The organism is Clostridium budayi, from assembly GCF_055396605.1.
Genome location: NZ_AP042456.1, coordinates 1,850,360 through 1,869,509 on the forward strand (window position 1 = coordinate 1,850,360; position 19,150 = coordinate 1,869,509).

The 19,150-nt window shown below is 27.4% G+C and carries 15 protein-coding genes; 2 read left to right on the forward strand and 13 right to left on the reverse strand.

Annotation, left to right across the window (positions count from 1 at the left end; translation table 11 throughout):
* Positions 1–38: 38 nt before the first annotated feature.
* From ACZ5TJ_RS08815 to ACZ5TJ_RS08830, 4 genes are read right to left on the reverse strand one after another with little or no spacing between them, the layout of a single operon-like run.
* Complete coding sequence (locus ACZ5TJ_RS08815) at positions 39–755, reverse strand: TIGR03943 family putative permease subunit (protein WP_464202301.1); 717 nt, start codon at positions 753–755, stop codon at positions 39–41.
* 28 nt (positions 756–783) lie between these two features.
* On the reverse strand, positions 784–1,689 hold the full coding sequence (locus tag ACZ5TJ_RS08820; RefSeq protein WP_464198897.1) for a permease: 906 nt from the start codon (positions 1,687–1,689) through the stop codon (positions 784–786).
* Positions 1,679–2,329, reverse strand: coding sequence for a GTP-binding protein (locus tag ACZ5TJ_RS08825; RefSeq protein ID WP_464198899.1), 651 nt, complete (start codon positions 2,327–2,329; stop codon positions 1,679–1,681). Before ACZ5TJ_RS08825 ends, ACZ5TJ_RS08820 begins: the two co-directional genes overlap by 11 nt.
* A 7-nt stretch (positions 2,330–2,336) precedes the next feature.
* On the reverse strand, positions 2,337–3,311 hold the full coding sequence (locus ACZ5TJ_RS08830; protein ID WP_464198901.1) for a CobW family GTP-binding protein: 975 nt from the start codon (positions 3,309–3,311) through the stop codon (positions 2,337–2,339).
* Positions 3,312–3,582: 271 nt separating this feature from the next.
* Between ACZ5TJ_RS08830 and ACZ5TJ_RS08835 the strand changes: the two genes are divergently transcribed.
* Positions 3,583–5,124: an immunoglobulin-like domain-containing protein gene (locus tag ACZ5TJ_RS08835; RefSeq protein ID WP_464198903.1), complete on the forward strand. Its 1,542-nt coding sequence runs from the start codon at positions 3,583–3,585 to the stop codon at positions 5,122–5,124.
* Between the two features lie 103 nt (positions 5,125–5,227).
* Here the strand turns inward: ACZ5TJ_RS08835 and ACZ5TJ_RS08840 are convergent, their stop codons facing one another.
* Positions 5,228–5,692: a hypothetical protein gene (locus tag ACZ5TJ_RS08840; RefSeq protein ID WP_464198905.1), complete on the reverse strand. Its 465-nt coding sequence runs from the start codon at positions 5,690–5,692 to the stop codon at positions 5,228–5,230.
* Between the two features lie 139 nt (positions 5,693–5,831).
* Between ACZ5TJ_RS08840 and ACZ5TJ_RS08845 the strand changes: the two genes are divergently transcribed.
* Complete coding sequence (locus tag ACZ5TJ_RS08845; RefSeq protein WP_464198907.1) at positions 5,832–6,185, forward strand: hypothetical protein; 354 nt, start codon at positions 5,832–5,834, stop codon at positions 6,183–6,185.
* 280 nt (positions 6,186–6,465) lie between these two features.
* On the opposite strand, the gene ACZ5TJ_RS08850 is transcribed toward ACZ5TJ_RS08845, so the two are convergent.
* From ACZ5TJ_RS08850 to ACZ5TJ_RS08885, 8 genes are all read right to left on the reverse strand, one after another.
* On the reverse strand, positions 6,466–7,128 hold the full coding sequence (locus tag ACZ5TJ_RS08850) for a ferric reductase-like transmembrane domain-containing protein (protein WP_464198909.1): 663 nt from the start codon (positions 7,126–7,128) through the stop codon (positions 6,466–6,468).
* A 299-nt stretch (positions 7,129–7,427) separates the two neighbouring features.
* Positions 7,428–9,380, reverse strand: coding sequence for a beta-galactosidase (locus ACZ5TJ_RS08855; RefSeq protein ID WP_464198911.1), 1,953 nt, complete (start codon positions 9,378–9,380; stop codon positions 7,428–7,430).
* A 151-nt stretch (positions 9,381–9,531) separates the two neighbouring features.
* Complete coding sequence (melB, locus tag ACZ5TJ_RS08860) at positions 9,532–10,905, reverse strand: melibiose:sodium transporter MelB (protein ID WP_464198913.1); 1,374 nt, start codon at positions 10,903–10,905, stop codon at positions 9,532–9,534.
* 289 nt (positions 10,906–11,194) lie between these two features.
* Positions 11,195–13,261 carry an alpha-galactosidase gene (locus tag ACZ5TJ_RS08865; RefSeq protein ID WP_464198915.1) on the reverse strand — a complete coding sequence of 689 codons (2,067 nt, stop codon included), beginning with the start codon at positions 13,259–13,261 and terminating at the stop codon, positions 11,195–11,197.
* A 97-nt stretch (positions 13,262–13,358) separates the two neighbouring features.
* Entirely contained in the window at positions 13,359–14,327 is a 969-nt protein-coding gene (locus ACZ5TJ_RS08870) for an alpha/beta fold hydrolase (protein WP_464198917.1), read from the reverse strand.
* Positions 14,328–14,451: 124 nt separating this feature from the next.
* Positions 14,452–15,465 carry a LacI family DNA-binding transcriptional regulator gene (locus ACZ5TJ_RS08875; protein WP_055206849.1) on the reverse strand — a complete coding sequence of 338 codons (1,014 nt, stop codon included), beginning with the start codon at positions 15,463–15,465 and terminating at the stop codon, positions 14,452–14,454.
* Between the two features lie 190 nt (positions 15,466–15,655).
* A complete protein-coding gene (locus ACZ5TJ_RS08880) occupies positions 15,656–17,080 on the reverse strand; it encodes a 6-phospho-beta-glucosidase (protein ID WP_464198920.1) in 1,425 nt (474 codons plus the stop codon).
* A gap of 87 nt (positions 17,081–17,167) precedes the next feature.
* On the reverse strand, positions 17,168–19,087 hold the full coding sequence (locus tag ACZ5TJ_RS08885; RefSeq protein WP_464198922.1) for a beta-glucoside-specific PTS transporter subunit IIABC: 1,920 nt from the start codon (positions 19,085–19,087) through the stop codon (positions 17,168–17,170).
* Positions 19,088–19,150 lie beyond the last annotated feature (63 nt).

The following is a 19,150-nucleotide window of genomic DNA, read 5'->3' on the forward strand; positions in this document are numbered from 1 at the left end:
AAACATAAAATTTCTTCTATAAACTAAAGCATATATAACTATTGAATTGGATATATATAACTGTTCTTTGGTTTTTCAAGTTTAATTACTTCCTTAACATTTATAACAGGCTTATTATCTTTAACATCCATAACACCTTCTACGCTAACCCACTCATTTTCTTTTAAATCTACTGAATTATCATATTCACACATTATCCCAACTATTTGAACATCTGCAACGCAACAGGACATTACTTCCCTTGCTATAGTGAACTCATTATTATTAATCTCTTTAGACTTATATACTAATCCCTCTGTCTTTATCTTTTTACTTTCAAATTCATTAGGATTTTCCATAATATTAGGAAAGATTTTTGTGTAATTATCACTATTTAAAACTATAGTATTTTTATCCTCTTTATTCTCTGAATTTAGTCTTTCTGTTATTTTGTAAATCTCATTAAAGTTATCTTCTTCATAAGATATCTCTTTATTTATCTCTTCATCAACAAGTTCTTTCTTTAAATCATTTCTATATATTAAGGATATGAACGCTAATATTAATACTAAAAACACTAAAGCACCTCTTCTTACAGCTCTAAAAGTATTAATTGTAAAAGCATTAAAAAATTGATTTATAGTTAAAGCTACAAATATTATGAAAGCAAAAATTATATATTTGTTCATCCTTGGATTTAAAAATATCTCTATATTATCTCCAATTATTAAGTAATAAAATATAGATGTTATAAAAAATAAAATTATAAGATCAATAAGCTAACGTTTATTAAGTCTCATATATTTAAACACCTCCTACAATATTAAATAAAACTGAAGATATAAATGTAACTAATATAATATATATTGAAAGCTTAATTACAAATTCTTTTTTGAAATTTCCAAGGAGCATCAATATATTTTTTATATCAAGCATAGGTCCTAAAACTAGAAATGCTATTACTGACCCTTTTGTAAAAGTTAAAGCAAATGTACTTGCAATAAATGCATCAGCCTCTGAACAAACTGAAAGTATAAGTGCTAAAATTATCATAATAATTACTGATAATACTAAGTTTTTACTAAAGTATGTAAGTACATCACCTTTTACTGTTACTTTAAATAAACTTGATATGAAGCTTCCAAACATCAAATATTTTAGTACACTAAAAAATTCTGATTTTGTATGATTTAAAAGTACTCTTATTTTTGAGTAATTATTAAAATTTAAATCTTCACATCCACAATTGCATATATACTTATCTTTATTAACATCTTCTCTTATTGGTAATTGCTTATTCTTGTAGTTAATATGAATTAAATATCCTATAATAATAGAATTTACTATTCCAAAGACTATTCTCATAAAAAATATAACACTATTATTTGAAAAAGCGTAATATGTAGACATAATAACAATTGGATTTACAATTGGTACTGATAACATGAATGTAACTGCAACTGGCAATGGAACTCTCTTTTTTATTAATCTTTTACCTATTGGTATTATTGCGCATTCACATACTGGAAATATCATTCCTGTAAAAGAAGTTATGATTAAAGCTAGGAATATATTTTTAGGAATTATTCTTCTTATTAATTCTTCTGATACAAACATCTGTATCAAAGAAGAAATTATAGATCCAATTAATACAAAAGGAATTGATTCTAATAACAAACTTATAAATAGTAAAAAAACATTATCTACCATAACTTTCTCTCCTGTAATTTTCTAATTTCAATTTTAGCTTGTCCAATATATCTATATAAAACAGATTAGATTCTTTAACTACTTTTTCTATAGCATTTGTACTATCTGCTTCTACCATATAACAAGTAGAATTTATTTTAAGAATCTTTGACTTTATTATGTTAATTTCTTTATCATTTACTTTATCTCTATTATTTAATATCACTATGTTGCTATATTTTATTGGAGATATTAAAATGCTTCCCATGTTACTTAAAAATATATTAAAGGTAGCACAATCTATTAAGTTATATATTGTATTTACTCTATATATCTTTTTTATTATTCTATTATTAATTACAGTAGCTAACTCTTTTAAATCTTTAGTACCATTAAACTCTATTATTAATCTATCTGGCTTTTCATATTTATATATATCAAATAACATTTCTTCTGTTATTTCTTCATTTACCGTTATGTATTTTACATTAATATTTTCTTTTTCTTCTAATGTAATATCTATGCTTCTACTCCCCTGTTCACAAAGTAAAATTACTATCTTTTCATCTTTTATTAATGTTTTATCAATTAAAGAATTTATAAATGTTGTTTTTCCTGAAGATAAGAATCCTGTTACTATCTCTATTTTAACTTTAAACATAATTATTTTAAGAGAAAAGCGTCTCTAATCCTTTCTTATTTAAGTCTTGTCCTATAATACTAATTTTGCCTTTGCCTTTATAATCTATTACCTTTATTTCTAATTCATTTGGAACAAAGTTAAATTGTATAGATTTATTTTCGCTAAGATTTACAAATCCTTTTATTCTAAGTATTTCTCCAAAGTATTTTGATTTATCTATTATGTATTTAAGTTCATCTTCTGAAAATATTCTTTCTGTATTTATTCCTATACTTTGGAATGTAGCTTTTGTTTTATTTATAGTGCCTTTATTTGCTATTTTTAGATTTTCTCTTGATTTTAAAATATTATTTTTATTATTTAATTTAAGACTTTTAGGTTTATTATTTTTTATACTATCTAAATTCCTTTTAACACTATCTTTTTTCTTTATATTTTCTAAATTTACTTCTTCAAATTCGTCTATTATTTTTACTTTCTTATTTAAACTCCTTATTTGCTTTGTAACTTTTTCTAAAGTATCTCCTAAAATATCTTTTCTACTTACAAATATTAAGTTTGCATTTTTTATTTGATCTATGTAAAACTCACTAAAATTCGTTAAATATAAATTAAACTTTACTCCATCTACTACTGTTATTATTGAATCTATTTCTAATAAATCTTTAACCCCTTCTTTATTGCATATTGAAATTATTTCTGAAAGTTTAGAAACTCCAGATGGTTCTATTATTATTCTTTTAGGCTTGTACTTATCTATAATTGCAATAATTTCACTATAAAAATCATTAGCAACACTACAGCATATACATCCCGAATTAATCTCTTTAATATCAATATCTCTACTGCTTATAAGGCTGCCATCAATTCCAATATCCCCAAACTCATTTTCTATAAGCGCAACATCTTTTTTATATCCTTCACACTTTAACAGCTTATTTATAAGTGTAGTCTTACCAGCTCCTAAAAATCCTGATATTATATCTACTTTTGTTTTCATTTCTTTTCCTCCTACATCGCCTTAATGCAAATGATTTGCATCTTCTTTTATATTTTTATCATAAATGCAAACTATTTGCAATTACAAAATTGTTACTTTATTTAACTCACAGAATTCTTATCATATTAAATTCTTTATAAAAATATAAAATAATCAAAATAAATTTTTCTAGAAAATTTTGTTAATTTGTTTACTTTCTGTAAAATATTGGTTATAATTATGTTAAGACATTTTTTACTTTCAAAATATTATAAATTGGGAGGTTTTTTATATGAACAAGAAAAAAATCCAAAAAATTATAGCAATAAGTGCAATAGCATCAATTGCTATACCAAATCTTTTATCAACTACATCTTATGCTACTAACCTATTAAGCCCTATAACTTTACAAGAAAACGTTAAGGAAACTAATGATTTTGGTGTACTAAAGGGAATAGAATGGCCAAAACAAGTTAACTCACCTTATATTGATATGGTTGCTTGGACAAGCAATCCTGACTATTCAAATAATGGTGCAGCAAATCTTGCAAAAATAAGTAAAGAAACTGGTGTTAATTTCTTTAATCTAGGATTTATTCAATCTAGTGGACAAGGAATTAAAGATGGAAAAGTTGCTTGGGGATGGGGTGGATATTCTGTTTTAAGTGAATGGAATAAAGATGACTCCCAATATAATGGAATTAAAAAATCAATTAGAGAACTTCGTGAAATGGGTGGAGATGTTACTATTTCATTTGGAGGAATTGCAGGAACTGCATTTTGGCAAGTTACTCAAGATGTTGATATTTTAGCTAACACATATAGAGATATTGTAACTGGTTATGGACTTACAAGACTTGATTTAGACATAGAGGGCGGTGCCCAAAACTTAGAGCAAAATATTGCAAATGCTAAGGCTATTAAAAAGGTACAGGCTGAAACTGGTGTTGATGTAGTTTTAACTCTACCAGTTTTACCTAGTGGATTAACTAATGTTCAACTTGATGTACTAAAAGCTTATTTATCAGAAGGCGTTGATGTTGAAGTAGTTAACTTAATGACTATGTGCTATGGAACTGGCACTCTAAATCCAGGTGAAAACTATGGTACTGCTTCTTTAAGAGCAGTTGACAGTACAAAAGATCAGTTAAAAGAGTACTTCAAAAAATATGCTAATATAACATTAAGTGATGCAGAAGCATATGCAAAACTTGGTACTACTCCTTCTATAGGTTATGAAAGTGGATCTCATCCTGTATTTACTACTGAATGGTCCAAGCTAGTTGTTGATCATGCAATAGAAAATAAACTAGCTATGACTTCTTTCTGGTCAATGAATAGAGATTCAATGATTCAATCAAACTCTGGAGTAAAGAGCCAATATGAATTTACTAATATATTTAAAAATTTTGGAACAAATAGTGGAGAAACCAATCCAAATCCTGAAAACTCAAAGCCAGTAATTTCTGGTGCTAATGATGTAACTATAAATCTTAACGAAAACTTTGATATATTAAAAGGCATAACTGCAAATGACAAAGAGGACGGAGATTTAACTAGTAAAATAGAGGTTTCTGGAAGTGTTGATACTTCTAAAGAAGGAATATATAAATTAACTTACTCTGTTTCTGATAGCAAAGGTTTAACTACTGAAGTTATAAGAACAGTTACTGTAAAAAATAATACTGGTTCTGAAGTAGTAGACACTTATGATAATTCAAAAATTTATACTAAAGGTGATACTGTAATTTACAATGGTAAAAAATATGTTTGCAAGTGGTGGGTAGTAGGAGAAGCGCCTGACACTTCTGATGCATGGGAAGAAGTAGTTTAGTCTAAATATTGCTTTTAAGCAAAACTCTTATATATAATACACCTAATTATTAAAAGGAAGTTCTTTTATTAGAACTTCCTTTTTAATAAATTTAATAAAATTTCTATTTACCTACGAAATTCATCATTCCATTGTCTCCACTATGTGGCTGAGCACCTGGAACAGTTACATTATGAATTATAAGATTATATTCTGCTCCCCTTGGGATATCTCTAGAAAATGTTATAACAAATGTTCTTTGTGAATCCTCTTTAGATTCTATTTTTACTTCATTATTAGTAAGTGAATTTTTAGAATTTACTTGATCATCTTTTCCAAGACTTGCAATTCCTTCTGCTGTTTTATTTTTAAGATCTTGCACCCAATAATTAGTTGCTTTAATTCCAAGTGGAACTTCTACATCCCTATCATATGTTATTTCAATTTGGTTTGGGGAAATTTGTGTTAGTTTTGTTAACTTAGGTATATTATCATTAACAATATTTTTTGCACTTACTATGCTACTTAATGATAATTGGACTACTAATAAAGCTATTAAAGCTATAAGACTTTTCGTAATTTTTTTCATTTGTGCCTCCTAATATTCCATATAATTATTTTTACAAAAATATATTCCCCCAAAAGCTCTAAATATATAAATATATTTAATTTTTCAAACTATAACCCTAAATTTTTAACATATAATATTTAAACATGGAAATTTATGTTTGGATACTCTTAACTATTTAATTAATCATAAGCCTGTATCTGGTGAAATATTAATTTCTAACTATAAAGTAAATGAACAAATGGAAATTTCAATAAAAAAAGAAGCTGGAGTACTACAAACAATAGCTCCTGAAATCCAACCAACTGAAAATTTCTCCTGTAGTCAAACCGTTTGGAACGAATCCCCAAATATAGAATTAGAAAAAGAAATACCACTAATGATTGAAGTTAGAACTAGTTCTAATACTATAGAAGGAGTAGATATTAATAAATTTAACGATCCAGAGAAACTTAAAAACTATGAAGATGTATTTGCTATAACTGTAATTTTTTCCGAAAAAGAAAATAGCTAATATTTCTTACTTCTCTGTATAAAAAATATAAAATAAGAATATCCCCTCTTTATTCCGGGTCATATGATTATATATGCTCTAGATTTATTGGTTATTTAAAAGACTGAGGAACAACAATTCCTTTTATAATATGTATTATTTTATGTTTAATTGGTGGATTTACAAGCTTAATAGCTACTTATTCTAATAAGTAGCTATTTTATATAGTATTATAAAAGGATGTCCAAAATAGACATCCTTTTCTTTAACTGTATTTGCACATTATTTTAAAATAAATCGTTTATTTTCTATTTCTAAATAATTTTAAGATTAAATAAGCTAAAAATATAACTGTATATGTAATTAGTTTTAAGAAATCTATTCTCTTACCATTAAGTAATACTACTACAATATGTACATAAGCTAATAAATAAAATATATAAGCTTTTCTTTGTAACCTTTTCCATTCACTAAATTTCATTTTCATTCTTATTTTTTTAAATGATGTTATGAATAAAGGAATCATAAGAATAAATGCTAAAATACCTACAACTAAATATATAAAATAAAGTGTTGTAAACTGTTTTCCTGCATTTAGCTTTACTAAGAATCTAACAAAATACATTATACAATGTGGCATTATAAGAATAGAACCTATTATAGCATTCTCAGCTCTAATGCTCATTAATTTCTTAGTTACCTTTAGTTTCTTATTTAATGCTCCTGCAAACATTACTAAGATGAAGAATGCAATTGAAACATTTCCTCTCATAAAAACTCTTTCTAAAGTACCTATAAATCCTTCTAATTGATAATTAGATGTTAATCTTAAAATTTCATAAACAGTAACTAATACTGCTATTATTGAAGATAGTCCATAAAAAACTATTGATTTTTTTCTTATAGTATCTGTAAATATAAGCGTTAATGCAATTACAAAAACTAATGAATAAATTAAATACATATTATGCCTCCCTATATTTTGTCTTGATAATTATTTTAATATGATAATGATTTTCATTAGAATGTTATTACAATATTCTATATGTGTCAATAAAAAAACTACAGTATGTACTGTAGTTTAAATTTTATTAACACTTTGTATTTAATATATAATTTTAGTTCACATTTTACAAAAAATTATATTTAGATAGTAATTTATAGTTTTAAAGATTTTATAAAGTTTTATAAAATAAAAAAGATTGTTTAAAAACAATCTTTTTTTAGAAAAATATTATATTACTATATTCTAAATCTATAATTTTACTTCTTAATTACCATACTTTCATAAGCATTTAAAGTAATTTCATTAAATTCTTTTACCTTTTCTGTATGATTCATAACAAAATAGTATTCTTCGTTATTAAGTACTCTCTTAACAACCTCAATACCAGTCTCAGATTCAATAACCTCTATATTAGCTTCTTTTAATATTTTATTAGCTAACATATCCATAATATTATTATCTACACCTGTACCAATATAATAAACTTCTCCTTTTTCATACTTATTTAAAGTTACTGCTGAAAATTCCTTATAGAACTTATCATTATACATAAATAAACTTTCAGCTGTAGTAGTTTTAAGCATATCCCTAAATACAGTACCACTGCCTACAGTATCAGCAAATTCATTTATCCCTTTAAGTTCTACATTTTGACCTTCTTGAAGAGCTTCTATTTCATCAACAAATCCACCTATTAAATCAGTATAAAAACTTGGATTTAACTGTCCTAATGTTAAGTTATTGTAGTAATCCTTAATAGCAGTTCTAAAACTAAATACTACCTTACCACCATTTTTAACAAATTCTCTGATTCTTTCTTGTACTTCAGTTTTAAATACTATCATTGTAGGTATTAATAAAACTTTATACTTACTAAAATCAACATATGATGGAATAACATCTATATTTACATTGTTTTCGTAGAAAGGCCTATATAATCTATATACTTCATTTTTATAATCCATTAAAAAGCTTTGTTTTTGAATTCTAAAAGATGCCATAGATTCGTAATCATAAATAACCGCTATCTCTGATTTTATTTCACTATTTATAACATCTTCATTCTTCTTCATATCATTGAAGAAGCTTTGAACTTCATAAAATTTTCTTCTTTTTTGATTATCTTGATCTATTATTCCATAACAATATTGCTCTGCTCCCTTAGTTGCTCCTCTATATCTAAAATACATAAGAGAGTTGCATCCATGTGCCATTGCTTGATATGACCACATTTTAGCTTGATTTGGTCTTGGTAAATATCCTATAACATCATGACCTTGTGCTCCCATTATTGCTTCGGTAATCCAGAAATTTTTCCTTTTTGCTCCTCTCATATAATCTAATCCACATGCAATTTCATGTGCAGGAATTGGTTCTCTTTGTCCTCCCCATACTGGATAATTATTATATGCAACCACATCTATATATTTTGCTGCCTTTGAAATATCGAAGCTTTTATCAAAGTATCCTCCTGAAAAATCATGAATGATTACTGAATTTTCTCCTAATATTTCTTTTAATATTTTGACTTGAAGTTTTACATAATTTTCAACACTTATATTCCTAAACCTCTCCCATTCCATTCTAAGACTTGGATTATGTGTTGTTATTGTCTTTGCTGGCATTGGTATTTCATCAAAATCGTTATATGTTTGAGACCAAAATCTAGTTCCCCAAGTTTCATTTAACTTATTTATATCATTATTATAAGCTTCTCTTAAGTAGTTTCTAAAAGCTTCCTTGCACTCATTACAAAAACAAACATCACTGCCTTCATGCCCAAACTCATTATCTATTTGCCATGCCACTATAGCTTCTTCATCTTTAAAATGATTTGCAAGTTCTCTTATTATTATTTCACTATATTTATGATAAGTCTTACTATTAAAGCAATACTGTCTTCTTCCCCCAAAAACTCTTTTCGTATTATCTTCAAATTCACCTAAAACATCTGGGTGTTTTTTTGCAAGCCAAGCTGGCATTGTTGCTGTCGGTGTTCCAAATATAACATTTAATCCTTTTTTCTTAGCTTCATTTATTACATGATCAAAATATGAAAAATCAAATTTTCCTTCTTCTCTTTCTAGCATATGCCATGCAAATTCCCCAATTCTTATTACATTGCTTCCAAGTTCTATGATATTATTTAAATCATCTTCTAACATATCTTCATTCCAGTGCTCTGGATAATAATCTACTCCTAAAAACATTCTAACCCATCCCTTCTCACTGTAAATTTTAATAAAATTATTATATTAAATTTATTATTGTATTGACATATTTTTATATAGCAAATGGCAAATCAGAGAATACAAACTTTAATTTGCCATTTACTAAAGTGTAGTTATATATTACCTATAATTAATAAGCAATTTCCTCTATATTTTCATTTAACTCTGTCATTATCTTTTCTTGATACTCACCATGTAGCTTGTACCCTTTATCATAAATAATGAATCCTAATATTGTTATTATAGAAGGTACCGCTACCATAAGTATTCTCATACCAAATATAGTTCCTGCTGCTTGTGTTATATTTGGAACATAGCCTACTATTGTTAATCCAACACCTATTAGCCAGCCTGAAACTGCTGATGCTGTTTTAACTAATAATGTTTGGAATGAAGCTATTATGCTTTCATTTCTTGAACCAAATTTTACTTCACCATAATCTATAACATCTGCAAGCATAACTGTTGTAGCCCCTAAAGTAAATCCTGAACCTAACTTAACTATTATTCCTGATAAAGCTATTACAAATGCATTTCCTGGAATAAATATTCCGCCTAACAATAAGATTATTAATCCTGCTGCTGGTAAGTAACACGCTAATCTAAACACACCTTTTTTAGTCATATTCTTAGAAATAATCGGGAATAACATAAGTGCTCCTATTTCAGCTAAACCTGCAAATGCTGTAAACACTGGATACATATTTTCATTACCTACAACATACTTGAAGTAGTAAATTGCCATTCCACCTGATAATTGAGCAACTAAGTTATATGCAAGTACAACTCCTATAAATACCATAAGTTGATCATTTTCTTTTATAATTTTAAATGCTTTCTTTAAGCTTGTTTTTTCTGCTTTTTTATTTGATTCTATTTTTTCACTGCTTTTATCTTTAACGTTTACAACTGTTATAATCGTAGTTATAACAAAAATCACTGCTATTACTACAGCAAAAGCTCCATAACCTTTAGTTTGATCACCATTTCCTAGCTTATTTACTATAGCTAGTCCAAAAGCACCCATTATTAACCATGCACAACTTGCAAATATTCTTGGTATAACTGACATTTGATCTCTTTCTTCTTTAGTTTTGGATAAAGAAGGTAACATTGACCAATAAGGTATATCCATTATTGTATAAGTCATTCCCCATAAAATATACATTACTGAATAATAGATATATAATGAAGTACCTTCTAACCCATCTGGACTTTTAAATAAAAATATTAATACTACTGCATTAATTACTGTTCCTATTAAAATCCAAGGTCTAAACTTTCCCCATTTTGTTCTTGTATTATCAACAATCATTCCCATAGCTGGATCATTAACTGCATCCCACAATCTAGCAACTAGGAATAAACTTCCAACAAACGCAGGAGCTAGTCCAACTAAATCTGTAAAGTAAATCATTAGGTAACTAGATACTATTGCATAACATAAATCCTTTCCTAATGCTCCAACTCCAAAAGAATATTTTTCTTTAAACGATAATTCCATAATTCTCTTCCTCCATTATACCCTTTAATTTTTAATACCTTGTAATTGTTTTCATAATTTCATATTCATATATTACCATATAAGAAAAGGTTTTACAAGTATTTTTACTGTAAAATTTTATTGTTTTTTACTAAATCTATTAATCATTTTATCACGTTTTACATTATTACTTTCTTTTAAAGTATTTTCTAAACATAAAGTTCTAATAAAAAAATAATAGATTATTAACTCTAAAGGACCTATTATATTCCAATTAGAAGTTAATAATCTATCTTAAACAATCTTTATCTTAAATTCTATTAATTCTTATAATATCACTACAATAATCTCCACTTAATTTTATATCTAACCCTCTATTCATTAGATAACTACCACTTTTCACTACTTCTTCGCCATTAATCTTTATTAAATATTTAGATTTACTATTTAACCCTCTAAGTTTAACAGTTACTCCTCTATGTCCAATTACACTTTGAGGCAAGAATACAAATAATAGACTTTCATTGTCTTTATTATACTGATAAATGCTGTAATTATTTTTTGATGTATTTTCTAGTCTATAGAAATCACCATCTTGAATGATATGCCTTATTTCTTTATACTCTTCTATTAATTCTTGTGATAATTTTACTTCGTCTTCATTAAACTTTAATATATTACAACCAATTCCCAATGTTCCCATCATAGCACTATGATATCTAAATCTTAAAGGTATAACTCTTCTTGATAAGAAGTTTGGACAGTCTGTAACCCAAGCTCTCATAGCCTTAATTGGATATATATACGAATAACTTTCTTGAACTAATAATCTATCATAAGCATCAGTATTATCACTTGTCCAGAAATCATCAAAAATTCCTAAAATACCATAATCAATTCTTCCTCCACCTGATGCACAAGCTTCGAATAATACATTTTGATGTTTAACTTTTAATTCTCTTACAATATCATAAACAGCCTTTATATGCTTGTACCAAACATCTTTTTCTAGATTCGTTTGAGATATAGGCCTATTTGCGTCCCATTTAATATAATCAATTTCATAAGTAGATAGAAGTTCATCTAATATATTATAGATATATTCTTTTACCTCCTTCTTAGTCAAATCTAATACATATTGCCCCCTAGATGTATCACTTTCTCTAGTTGCAAATTGATATATCCACTCTGGATGATCTTTATAAAGTTGTGATAATGGATTTACCATCTCTGGTTCAACCCAAATTCCAAACATCATATCCATAGCTTTTACTTCTTTAATTAAGGGTTCTAGCCCATTTGGGAATTTCTCTTTATTTACATACCAATCACCTAATCCGTTATCTATTCCATCTCTCTCTCCAAACCATCCATCGTCAACTACAAACAATTCCGCTCCTATTTCTTTAGCTTTTTTTGCAAGATTTATCTGTTCATCACAATTAACCTTAAACTCAGTTGCTTCCCAAGAATTATATAATACTGGTCTTAATCCCTCTCTTAATATATTGTCTTTTGCAAAATTATGAAGGTTATGAGTCATAACTTCAAAACCATAATTACTATATCCGGCTATAATTGCAGGTGAAACAAATTCCTCTCCAGGCTTAAGCTTAATTAAGAAGTCATGTGAATTTATTCCCATTTGTACTAAAGTTTCTCCATATTGAGTTTGTTCTATTATCCCACTAAAATTACCACTTAATTTTAAAGCTCCAAAGAATACTTCTCCTGTAGTTTCAGTTGCATTTTTATCTAATATGAAATAAGGATTATGATTATGACTTGATATTCCTCTTCTATTTTCTATAACTATTTTCCCATAGTTAACTTTTTGAACAAATCTTTGTTGTTCTGCTCCCCAGTGCCCATGAACATTCGAAAAGTTTAAATCTTCATACGGAATATGAAGTTGTCCACTATGTATCTTTTCAATTTCAATAATATCTTTAGAATTGTTTTTAATACTTACATATCTTTCTATTAAATCATACTCATCATAAACTTTATAATGTAAATTGATATTAAACTCATAATGAGCATCCTTCAATTTTATCACTAATTCATTATCTGTAATCTCATAACAATCATACTTATAAACTAATTCTCTACTTCTATCAGCAAAAGTTGCCTTTAAACAATGCTCCTTATATCTTAAGCTGCCATATACCGGATACTCTTCTTTTGTAATTTCATATACCGGATCATTTGTTGATACTTCAACTAATATTGGCATATCAAACTCTTTAGTATCTTCAATTTTCTTTCCCCAATATAAATGTCTTAATAAACCTTCATTATCTACTCCAAATACATAAGAAGTATTTTTACTTTGAATGTTAAATATTTTTTTTGATTTATCAATTATAATCCCCATAAATTTAACTGCTCCTTTTACATCAATATTTTAGATAACGTTTTCTTAATACCATTATATGTATTTACAGTAAAATTATCAATATTTTTAGTAAAATTTATTCTAAGAATTCCTTTATTATTTTTAAATACTTCATTAATGTTTCATCATCTTCTCCAAATATCTCATGTTTAGCATTTTCAAATCTTATTTTTCTACAGTTTTTAGCTCTTTCACAAAATTTATTTTGCCCTCTATCTTTTACAAATGTATCCCTTCCAGATTGAAATAGTAATATCGGTATATTTATTTTTTGAACATTTTTCTTTCTTATTATTTTATCACTAGCTTTTAAAGATTCAAACATCCACTTAAACGATCCTCCAGACCTTTGTATACCCTCATTATTTTTTAGTTCTTCTAAATGATTTTCGTATCTATACTTATTAGTTGTTCCAGCACCATCTAAATCATATTTACCATCAAAAGGTCCTTGTCCAAATAAATACTCGTCTCCTTTTCCAGCTATTATATATAAACTGCTTATTATATAAGCCATCCATTTAGGAAAATCTCCTGTTTTTATTTCCATCATAGGTGCACTTAAAATAGCTTTTTTAAAATATCCACTATACTCTTCTAAAAACATAGTTCCTATAGCACCTCCCATAGAATGAGCATATAAGTATAAATCAACATCTTTTTTGGCTACTATTTTATCTAGAAATATTTTTAAGTCATCTACATAATACTTAAATTTTTCTACATTAATTTGATTTTTATGAGTTTTACCTAAAGACCCAGATCTTCCATGCCCCCTATGTTCAATTGCATAGACTGAATATCCCATTTCCGTAAAGTAATAAATCATTTCTGTAAACTTATCTATACACTCTGAAAATCCATGTGATATTACTATTCTTCCTTTTTCATTATCTATACTATATTTTTCATAATATATTTTTGCGTTATTTTTTCCTTCAAAATATCCTACTTCTTTTATTTTACTTAATTTTTCTTTTATGTTTTCTACTAGCTCTTTATCAGAGCCATAATTATAAATAAATTTATTATTTTTTTCACACATACTCTCTCTTCCCCTATACTTACTTATTATTAATACATATAATATCTCATTTCTATTTCACTAGTTAAAAAATAAAGAAAGTACTTTATTTTCTTAAAAATACTCTCTTTTCTATAACCTTATATTATATTTTTCTTACACTATCTCTTAATATAAATTCACTAGGTATTATAACTTTTTTTGCATAACTTCTTCCCTTTAATTTTTCAAGCATAAGATCTACAGCAACTTCGCCCAAATACTCTATATGTACTCTTATGGCTGCTAATGGCGGATTTGTATACTGTGATATTATAGTATCATTGAAGCCTATTATACTTACATCATCTGGAACCTTTATGTTTCGTTCATATAACCCTTTAATTACACCACTTGCAATAGCATCATTAGCTGTAAAAAACGCTGTTGGTATTTTACCTTTGTTATCAATATAATCTATTATAGCTTTATGTCCACCTTCTGCCGTCATATCACTATTTATTATATACTGTTCTTTTAATAGCCCATTGCTATTCATATATTCATAGAAAAATTTTAATCTATCATCAAAACTTGGAAGCTTATTATCACCCAATGTGTATTTTTCACCAATAAAACCTATATCTTTATGCCCAAGCTTAATAAAATATTCTAATCCTTGTTTTACTCCTAGCTTATAATTAATTTTTACACTATCATATAATTCATCATTTGGTGCTGAATCTATAAATACTATATTTCCTGTTTTATTTGATAACTTGGATACTTCTTCTGAAGTAAATTTTCCTATAGCAATAATCCCTTGCAGTTCTACATCTTCAAGCACTTCATAATCATTGTCTTTTTTAAAAAGTCTAATCAATTTTATATCATTTTCAAAGGCTTTCTTTTCCACTATGTTTCTTAAAAGTAAATAATACGGATCCTGTAATTGTTTAACTACATCATACATTTCCACGATTCCTATAGTAACTATTCTTTTTGCTGTATTTTTACCTTTTCTTTGCTTTGCTGTTTTATAGTTTAATTCATCTGCTACCTTTAATATTTGTTCCTTAGTTTCATCTGCTACTAAAATTCCACTATCATTATTTAAAACTCTAGATACTGTTGCTAAAGACACTCCTACTTTATCTGCTATTTCCTTTAATGTAGCCATTTTTCTCTTTCACCTCAATATTCCTTTTAACTTTATGCATTTAATTATTATTATAATATAATTTTTTTTAAGTTTATAGTATTATGTTAAAAGAATTTTACAACTCCAAAAATAATAAATTTTAAGGTTTTATAAATAAAAAATCCAATCAAAAACAATGTTTCGATTGGATTTTTCTCCAAACTCTATATTAATCTAAATTTTCTCCATTTGATTCTATTACTTTCTTATACCAATAGAAACTCTTCTTCTTCTTTCTTTCTAATGTTCCATTTCCATTATTATCTCTATCTACATATATAAATCCATATCTTTTTTCCATTTCTCCAGACCCAGCGCTCACTAAGTCAATAGGTCCCCAAGTTGTATATCCTAATAGATCAACCCCATCTAAATTCACAGCATCTCTCATTGCTTTAATGTGATCTCTTAAATAATTTATTCTATAATCATCCTCTATTTCTCCGTTTTCATTTATTACATCTTTTGCTCCTAAACCATTTTCTACTATAAACAAAGGCTTTTCGTATCTATCATATATATGATTCAATGTAATTCTTAATCCTAATGGATCTATTGGCCATCCCCATTGACTATATGAAAGATATGGATTTTTTACTGATTCAAATAAATTTCCTTCTACAACATCACAGTTATCATCTGCCTTTACACATCGACTATTATAGTAAGAGAATGAAATAAAATCTACAGTATTCTCTTTTAATAATTCATAATCTCCTTCTTCCATAATCGGTGTTATTCCTTTAAACTCCATTTCTTTTAACGCATAATTAGGATACTTTCCTCTTGCCTGTACATCTACAAAGAAGTAATTCTCCCTATCTACTTGAGTTGCTTTCCATACATCTTCTGGTTTACAACTATATGGATATACACTTCCTGCCGCAAACATACATCCAATCTTATTATTTTCATCTATTTCATGTGCTATTTTAGTTGCCATAGCACTAGCTACTAATTCATGATGAGCAGCCTGATACTTTACTCTTTCTTTATCTTCACCTTCTTCAAAGCAAATTCCAGCCCCCATAAATGGAGCATGTAAAATCATATTTATTTCATTAAATGTAATCCAGTACTTAACAAGACCTTTATATCTTGTAAAAATAATCCTACATAACTTTTCATAAAAATCAATCATTTTACGATTACGCCATCCACCATATTTCTCTATCAAGTGCATAGGACAATCAAAATGAGTTATTGTCACTAATGGCTCTATTCCATATTTCTTACATTCTTTGAATACTTTCTCATAAAATTCTATTCCCTTTTCATTTGGTTTTTCTTCATCTCCCTTTGGGAAAATTCTAGTCCATCCTATACTCATTCTATAAACTTTAAATCCCATTTCAGCAAAAAGCTTAATATCAGATTCAAAGTTGTGATACATATCTATTGCAATTTTCGCTGGATAAAAATGTTCATCGTCAAAGTTGTACATTTTTAAATTTCCTGTAATTACAGCTGATCTATCAACTCCAATTGGACATACATCTACATTAGCTAAACCTCTTCCATCTTGATTATATCCACCTTCACATTGATTTGCAGCTGTTGCTCCGCCCCATAAAAAATCATCCTTAAATTTCATACTTTTCTCCAATCTTATACCTTATATTTTCTACAATATTTACTAGACTCTATTTTAATATTATTAAAATAGAGTCCTTTATAAAAATTAACGTATAACTGTAATAATTTTATTATCTAATTCTAAATTTTTATTTTCAGTAACTACGACATCACAATACTCTGAATAATTTGTTACTACTACAGGAGTAACGATACTATAACCTGATTCTTTTATAAATTCTATATCGAAAGTCAATAAGTCTTGTCCTTTCTTAACTATATCTCCTTGCTTTATATGGGCATTAAATCCTTTTCCACCTAATTGAACTGTATCTAATCCCACATGAATTAAAATCTCTACCCCTTCATTTGAAGTAATTCCAATAGCATGTAAGCTTGGAAATAAAGTTGTAACCTCACCATCAATAGGTGCCACTACTTTTCCTTCGCTAGGTTTAATAGCTAAGCCTTGTCCTAATACTCCAGTAGCAAAAGCTGCATCTTCAATTTCTTCAAGCTTTATAGCTTCACCTTTCATAGGGCTATATATTGATACAGTTTTAATAGCACTAGGCTCTTTTTTTATAACTTTATCTTCTTCTATTGCATTCTCTTTATAATTTTCCTTATCTTTATAAAAAATCATAGTTAAAATAAAAGCTATTACCATTGAAATTACCATTCCTGATAATGCTACTATTAAATTATTAGTTCCACCACCTGGTTCAAGCATTGCTGGTAATTCAAATATACCCATTCCTCCAACCATAAACTTTCTTAAATTAAATAATCCATAAAATGCTCCTCCAATTCCTCCAGCAATACAGCTGATTATAAATGGCTTCTTTAGAGGTAATAATATTCCATATATGGCTGGTTCAGTAACACCAAAAATTCCTGATATAAAGTTAGGTAAAGCCATTTCTTTAAGCTTTTTATCTTTAGTTTTAAAGAATATAGCTAATACAACTGCTGACGTTGCAAAAGTACATGCAAAGAAAGGCATCATTACATTATCATATCCATTAGTCATAATATTATTTATATATACTGGTATAAATCCCCAATGCATTCCAAAGATAACAAGTATTTGCCATGTAACTCCTACAATTGCTCCTGCAAGTAATGGACTAAAATCTCTTATTGTAAATACAAAATGTGAAATTATATTAGATCCAAACGTTGCAATTGGTCCTATAATTATAAATGCTACTGGTAATGCTACTAGTAAAGTTAACATAGGAACAAAGAAAAACTTAACTAGATCTGGTACTATTTTATTGAATAACTTTTCACATTTTGAAGCAAAGTATACTACTAAAATAACTGGAATAACTGTTCCTGTATAATCCATTGATATTACAGGTATTCCAAAGAAAGTAATGTAAACTGGTGATTGAAATATTGTATTATTAAACAATGTGTATAAAGGCTCTGACGCACTAGATAAAGCACTAGACTGTATAGCCGGATAACACATAATTGCACCAATAACCAATCCTAACATTGGTTTTAATCCAAACTTTTTAGCTGCTGTATATCCTAAGAATAAAGGTAAGAATGTAAATAGTGCATCCCCTATTGCATTTATAATTAATGATCCACCAGAAGTTCCACTATATAATCCCATTGCAATAAATAAAGCATTTAAGCCCTTTACCATACCACAAGCAGCCATAATTCCTAATATAGGTTGAAAAATTCCAGATATAACATCTATAAACTTATCAAGTGGCTTAGAAGGTTTCTTTACTTCCTCAACATTTTTTAAATTATCACTATCTATTAGTTCACATACATCTTCATATACCTCTGAAACATGATTTCCAATTACAACTTGGTATTGTCCACCACTTTTCATAACTGTAACAATGCCTGACATATTCTTTAACACTTCGTCGTTAGCTACGCTTTCATCCTTAAGCTTAAAACGTAATCTTGTAATACAGTGAGTTAAACTAATAACATTATCCTTTCCACCTATATTTTGTACTATTTTTTGAGATAATTCCTTATACTTTCCCATTTTTTATTTCCTCCATATTTCTAAAATTTTTTGAAATTTGAAGGTCTGGCCAACTTAATGTTA

What these genes read in the sequence shown, in the direction of transcription:
- ACZ5TJ_RS08820 (WP_464198897.1), bottom strand. Translation starts at nt 1,689, where the DNA reads ATGGTAGATAATGTTTTTTTACTATTTATAAGTTTGTTATTAGAATCA.
- ACZ5TJ_RS08825 (WP_464198899.1), bottom strand. Translation starts at nt 2,329, where the DNA reads ATGTTTAAAGTTAAAATAGAGATAGTAACAGGATTCTTATCTTCAGGA.
- ACZ5TJ_RS08830 (WP_464198901.1), bottom strand. Translation starts at nt 3,311, where the DNA reads ATGAAAACAAAAGTAGATATAATATCAGGATTTTTAGGAGCTGGTAAG.
- ACZ5TJ_RS08835 (WP_464198903.1), top strand. Translation starts at nt 3,583, where the DNA reads ATGAACAAGAAAAAAATCCAAAAAATTATAGCAATAAGTGCAATAGCA.
- ACZ5TJ_RS08840 (WP_464198905.1), bottom strand. Translation starts at nt 5,692, where the DNA reads ATGAAAAAAATTACGAAAAGTCTTATAGCTTTAATAGCTTTATTAGTA.
- ACZ5TJ_RS08850 (WP_464198909.1), bottom strand. Translation starts at nt 7,128, where the DNA reads ATGTATTTAATTTATTCATTAGTTTTTGTAATTGCATTAACGCTTATA.
- ACZ5TJ_RS08855 (WP_464198911.1), bottom strand. Translation starts at nt 9,380, where the DNA reads ATGTTTTTAGGAGTAGATTATTATCCAGAGCACTGGAATGAAGATATG.
- melB (WP_464198913.1), bottom strand. Translation starts at nt 10,905, where the DNA reads ATGGAATTATCGTTTAAAGAAAAATATTCTTTTGGAGTTGGAGCATTA.
- ACZ5TJ_RS08865 (WP_464198915.1), bottom strand. Translation starts at nt 13,261, where the DNA reads ATGGGGATTATAATTGATAAATCAAAAAAAATATTTAACATTCAAAGT.
- ACZ5TJ_RS08870 (WP_464198917.1), bottom strand. Translation starts at nt 14,327, where the DNA reads ATGTGTGAAAAAAATAATAAATTTATTTATAATTATGGCTCTGATAAA.
- ACZ5TJ_RS08875 (WP_055206849.1), bottom strand. Translation starts at nt 15,465, where the DNA reads ATGGCTACATTAAAGGAAATAGCAGATAAAGTAGGAGTGTCTTTAGCA.
- ACZ5TJ_RS08880 (WP_464198920.1), bottom strand. Translation starts at nt 17,080, where the DNA reads ATGAAATTTAAGGATGATTTTTTATGGGGCGGAGCAACAGCTGCAAAT.
- ACZ5TJ_RS08885 (WP_464198922.1), bottom strand. Translation starts at nt 19,087, where the DNA reads ATGGGAAAGTATAAGGAATTATCTCAAAAAATAGTACAAAATATAGGT.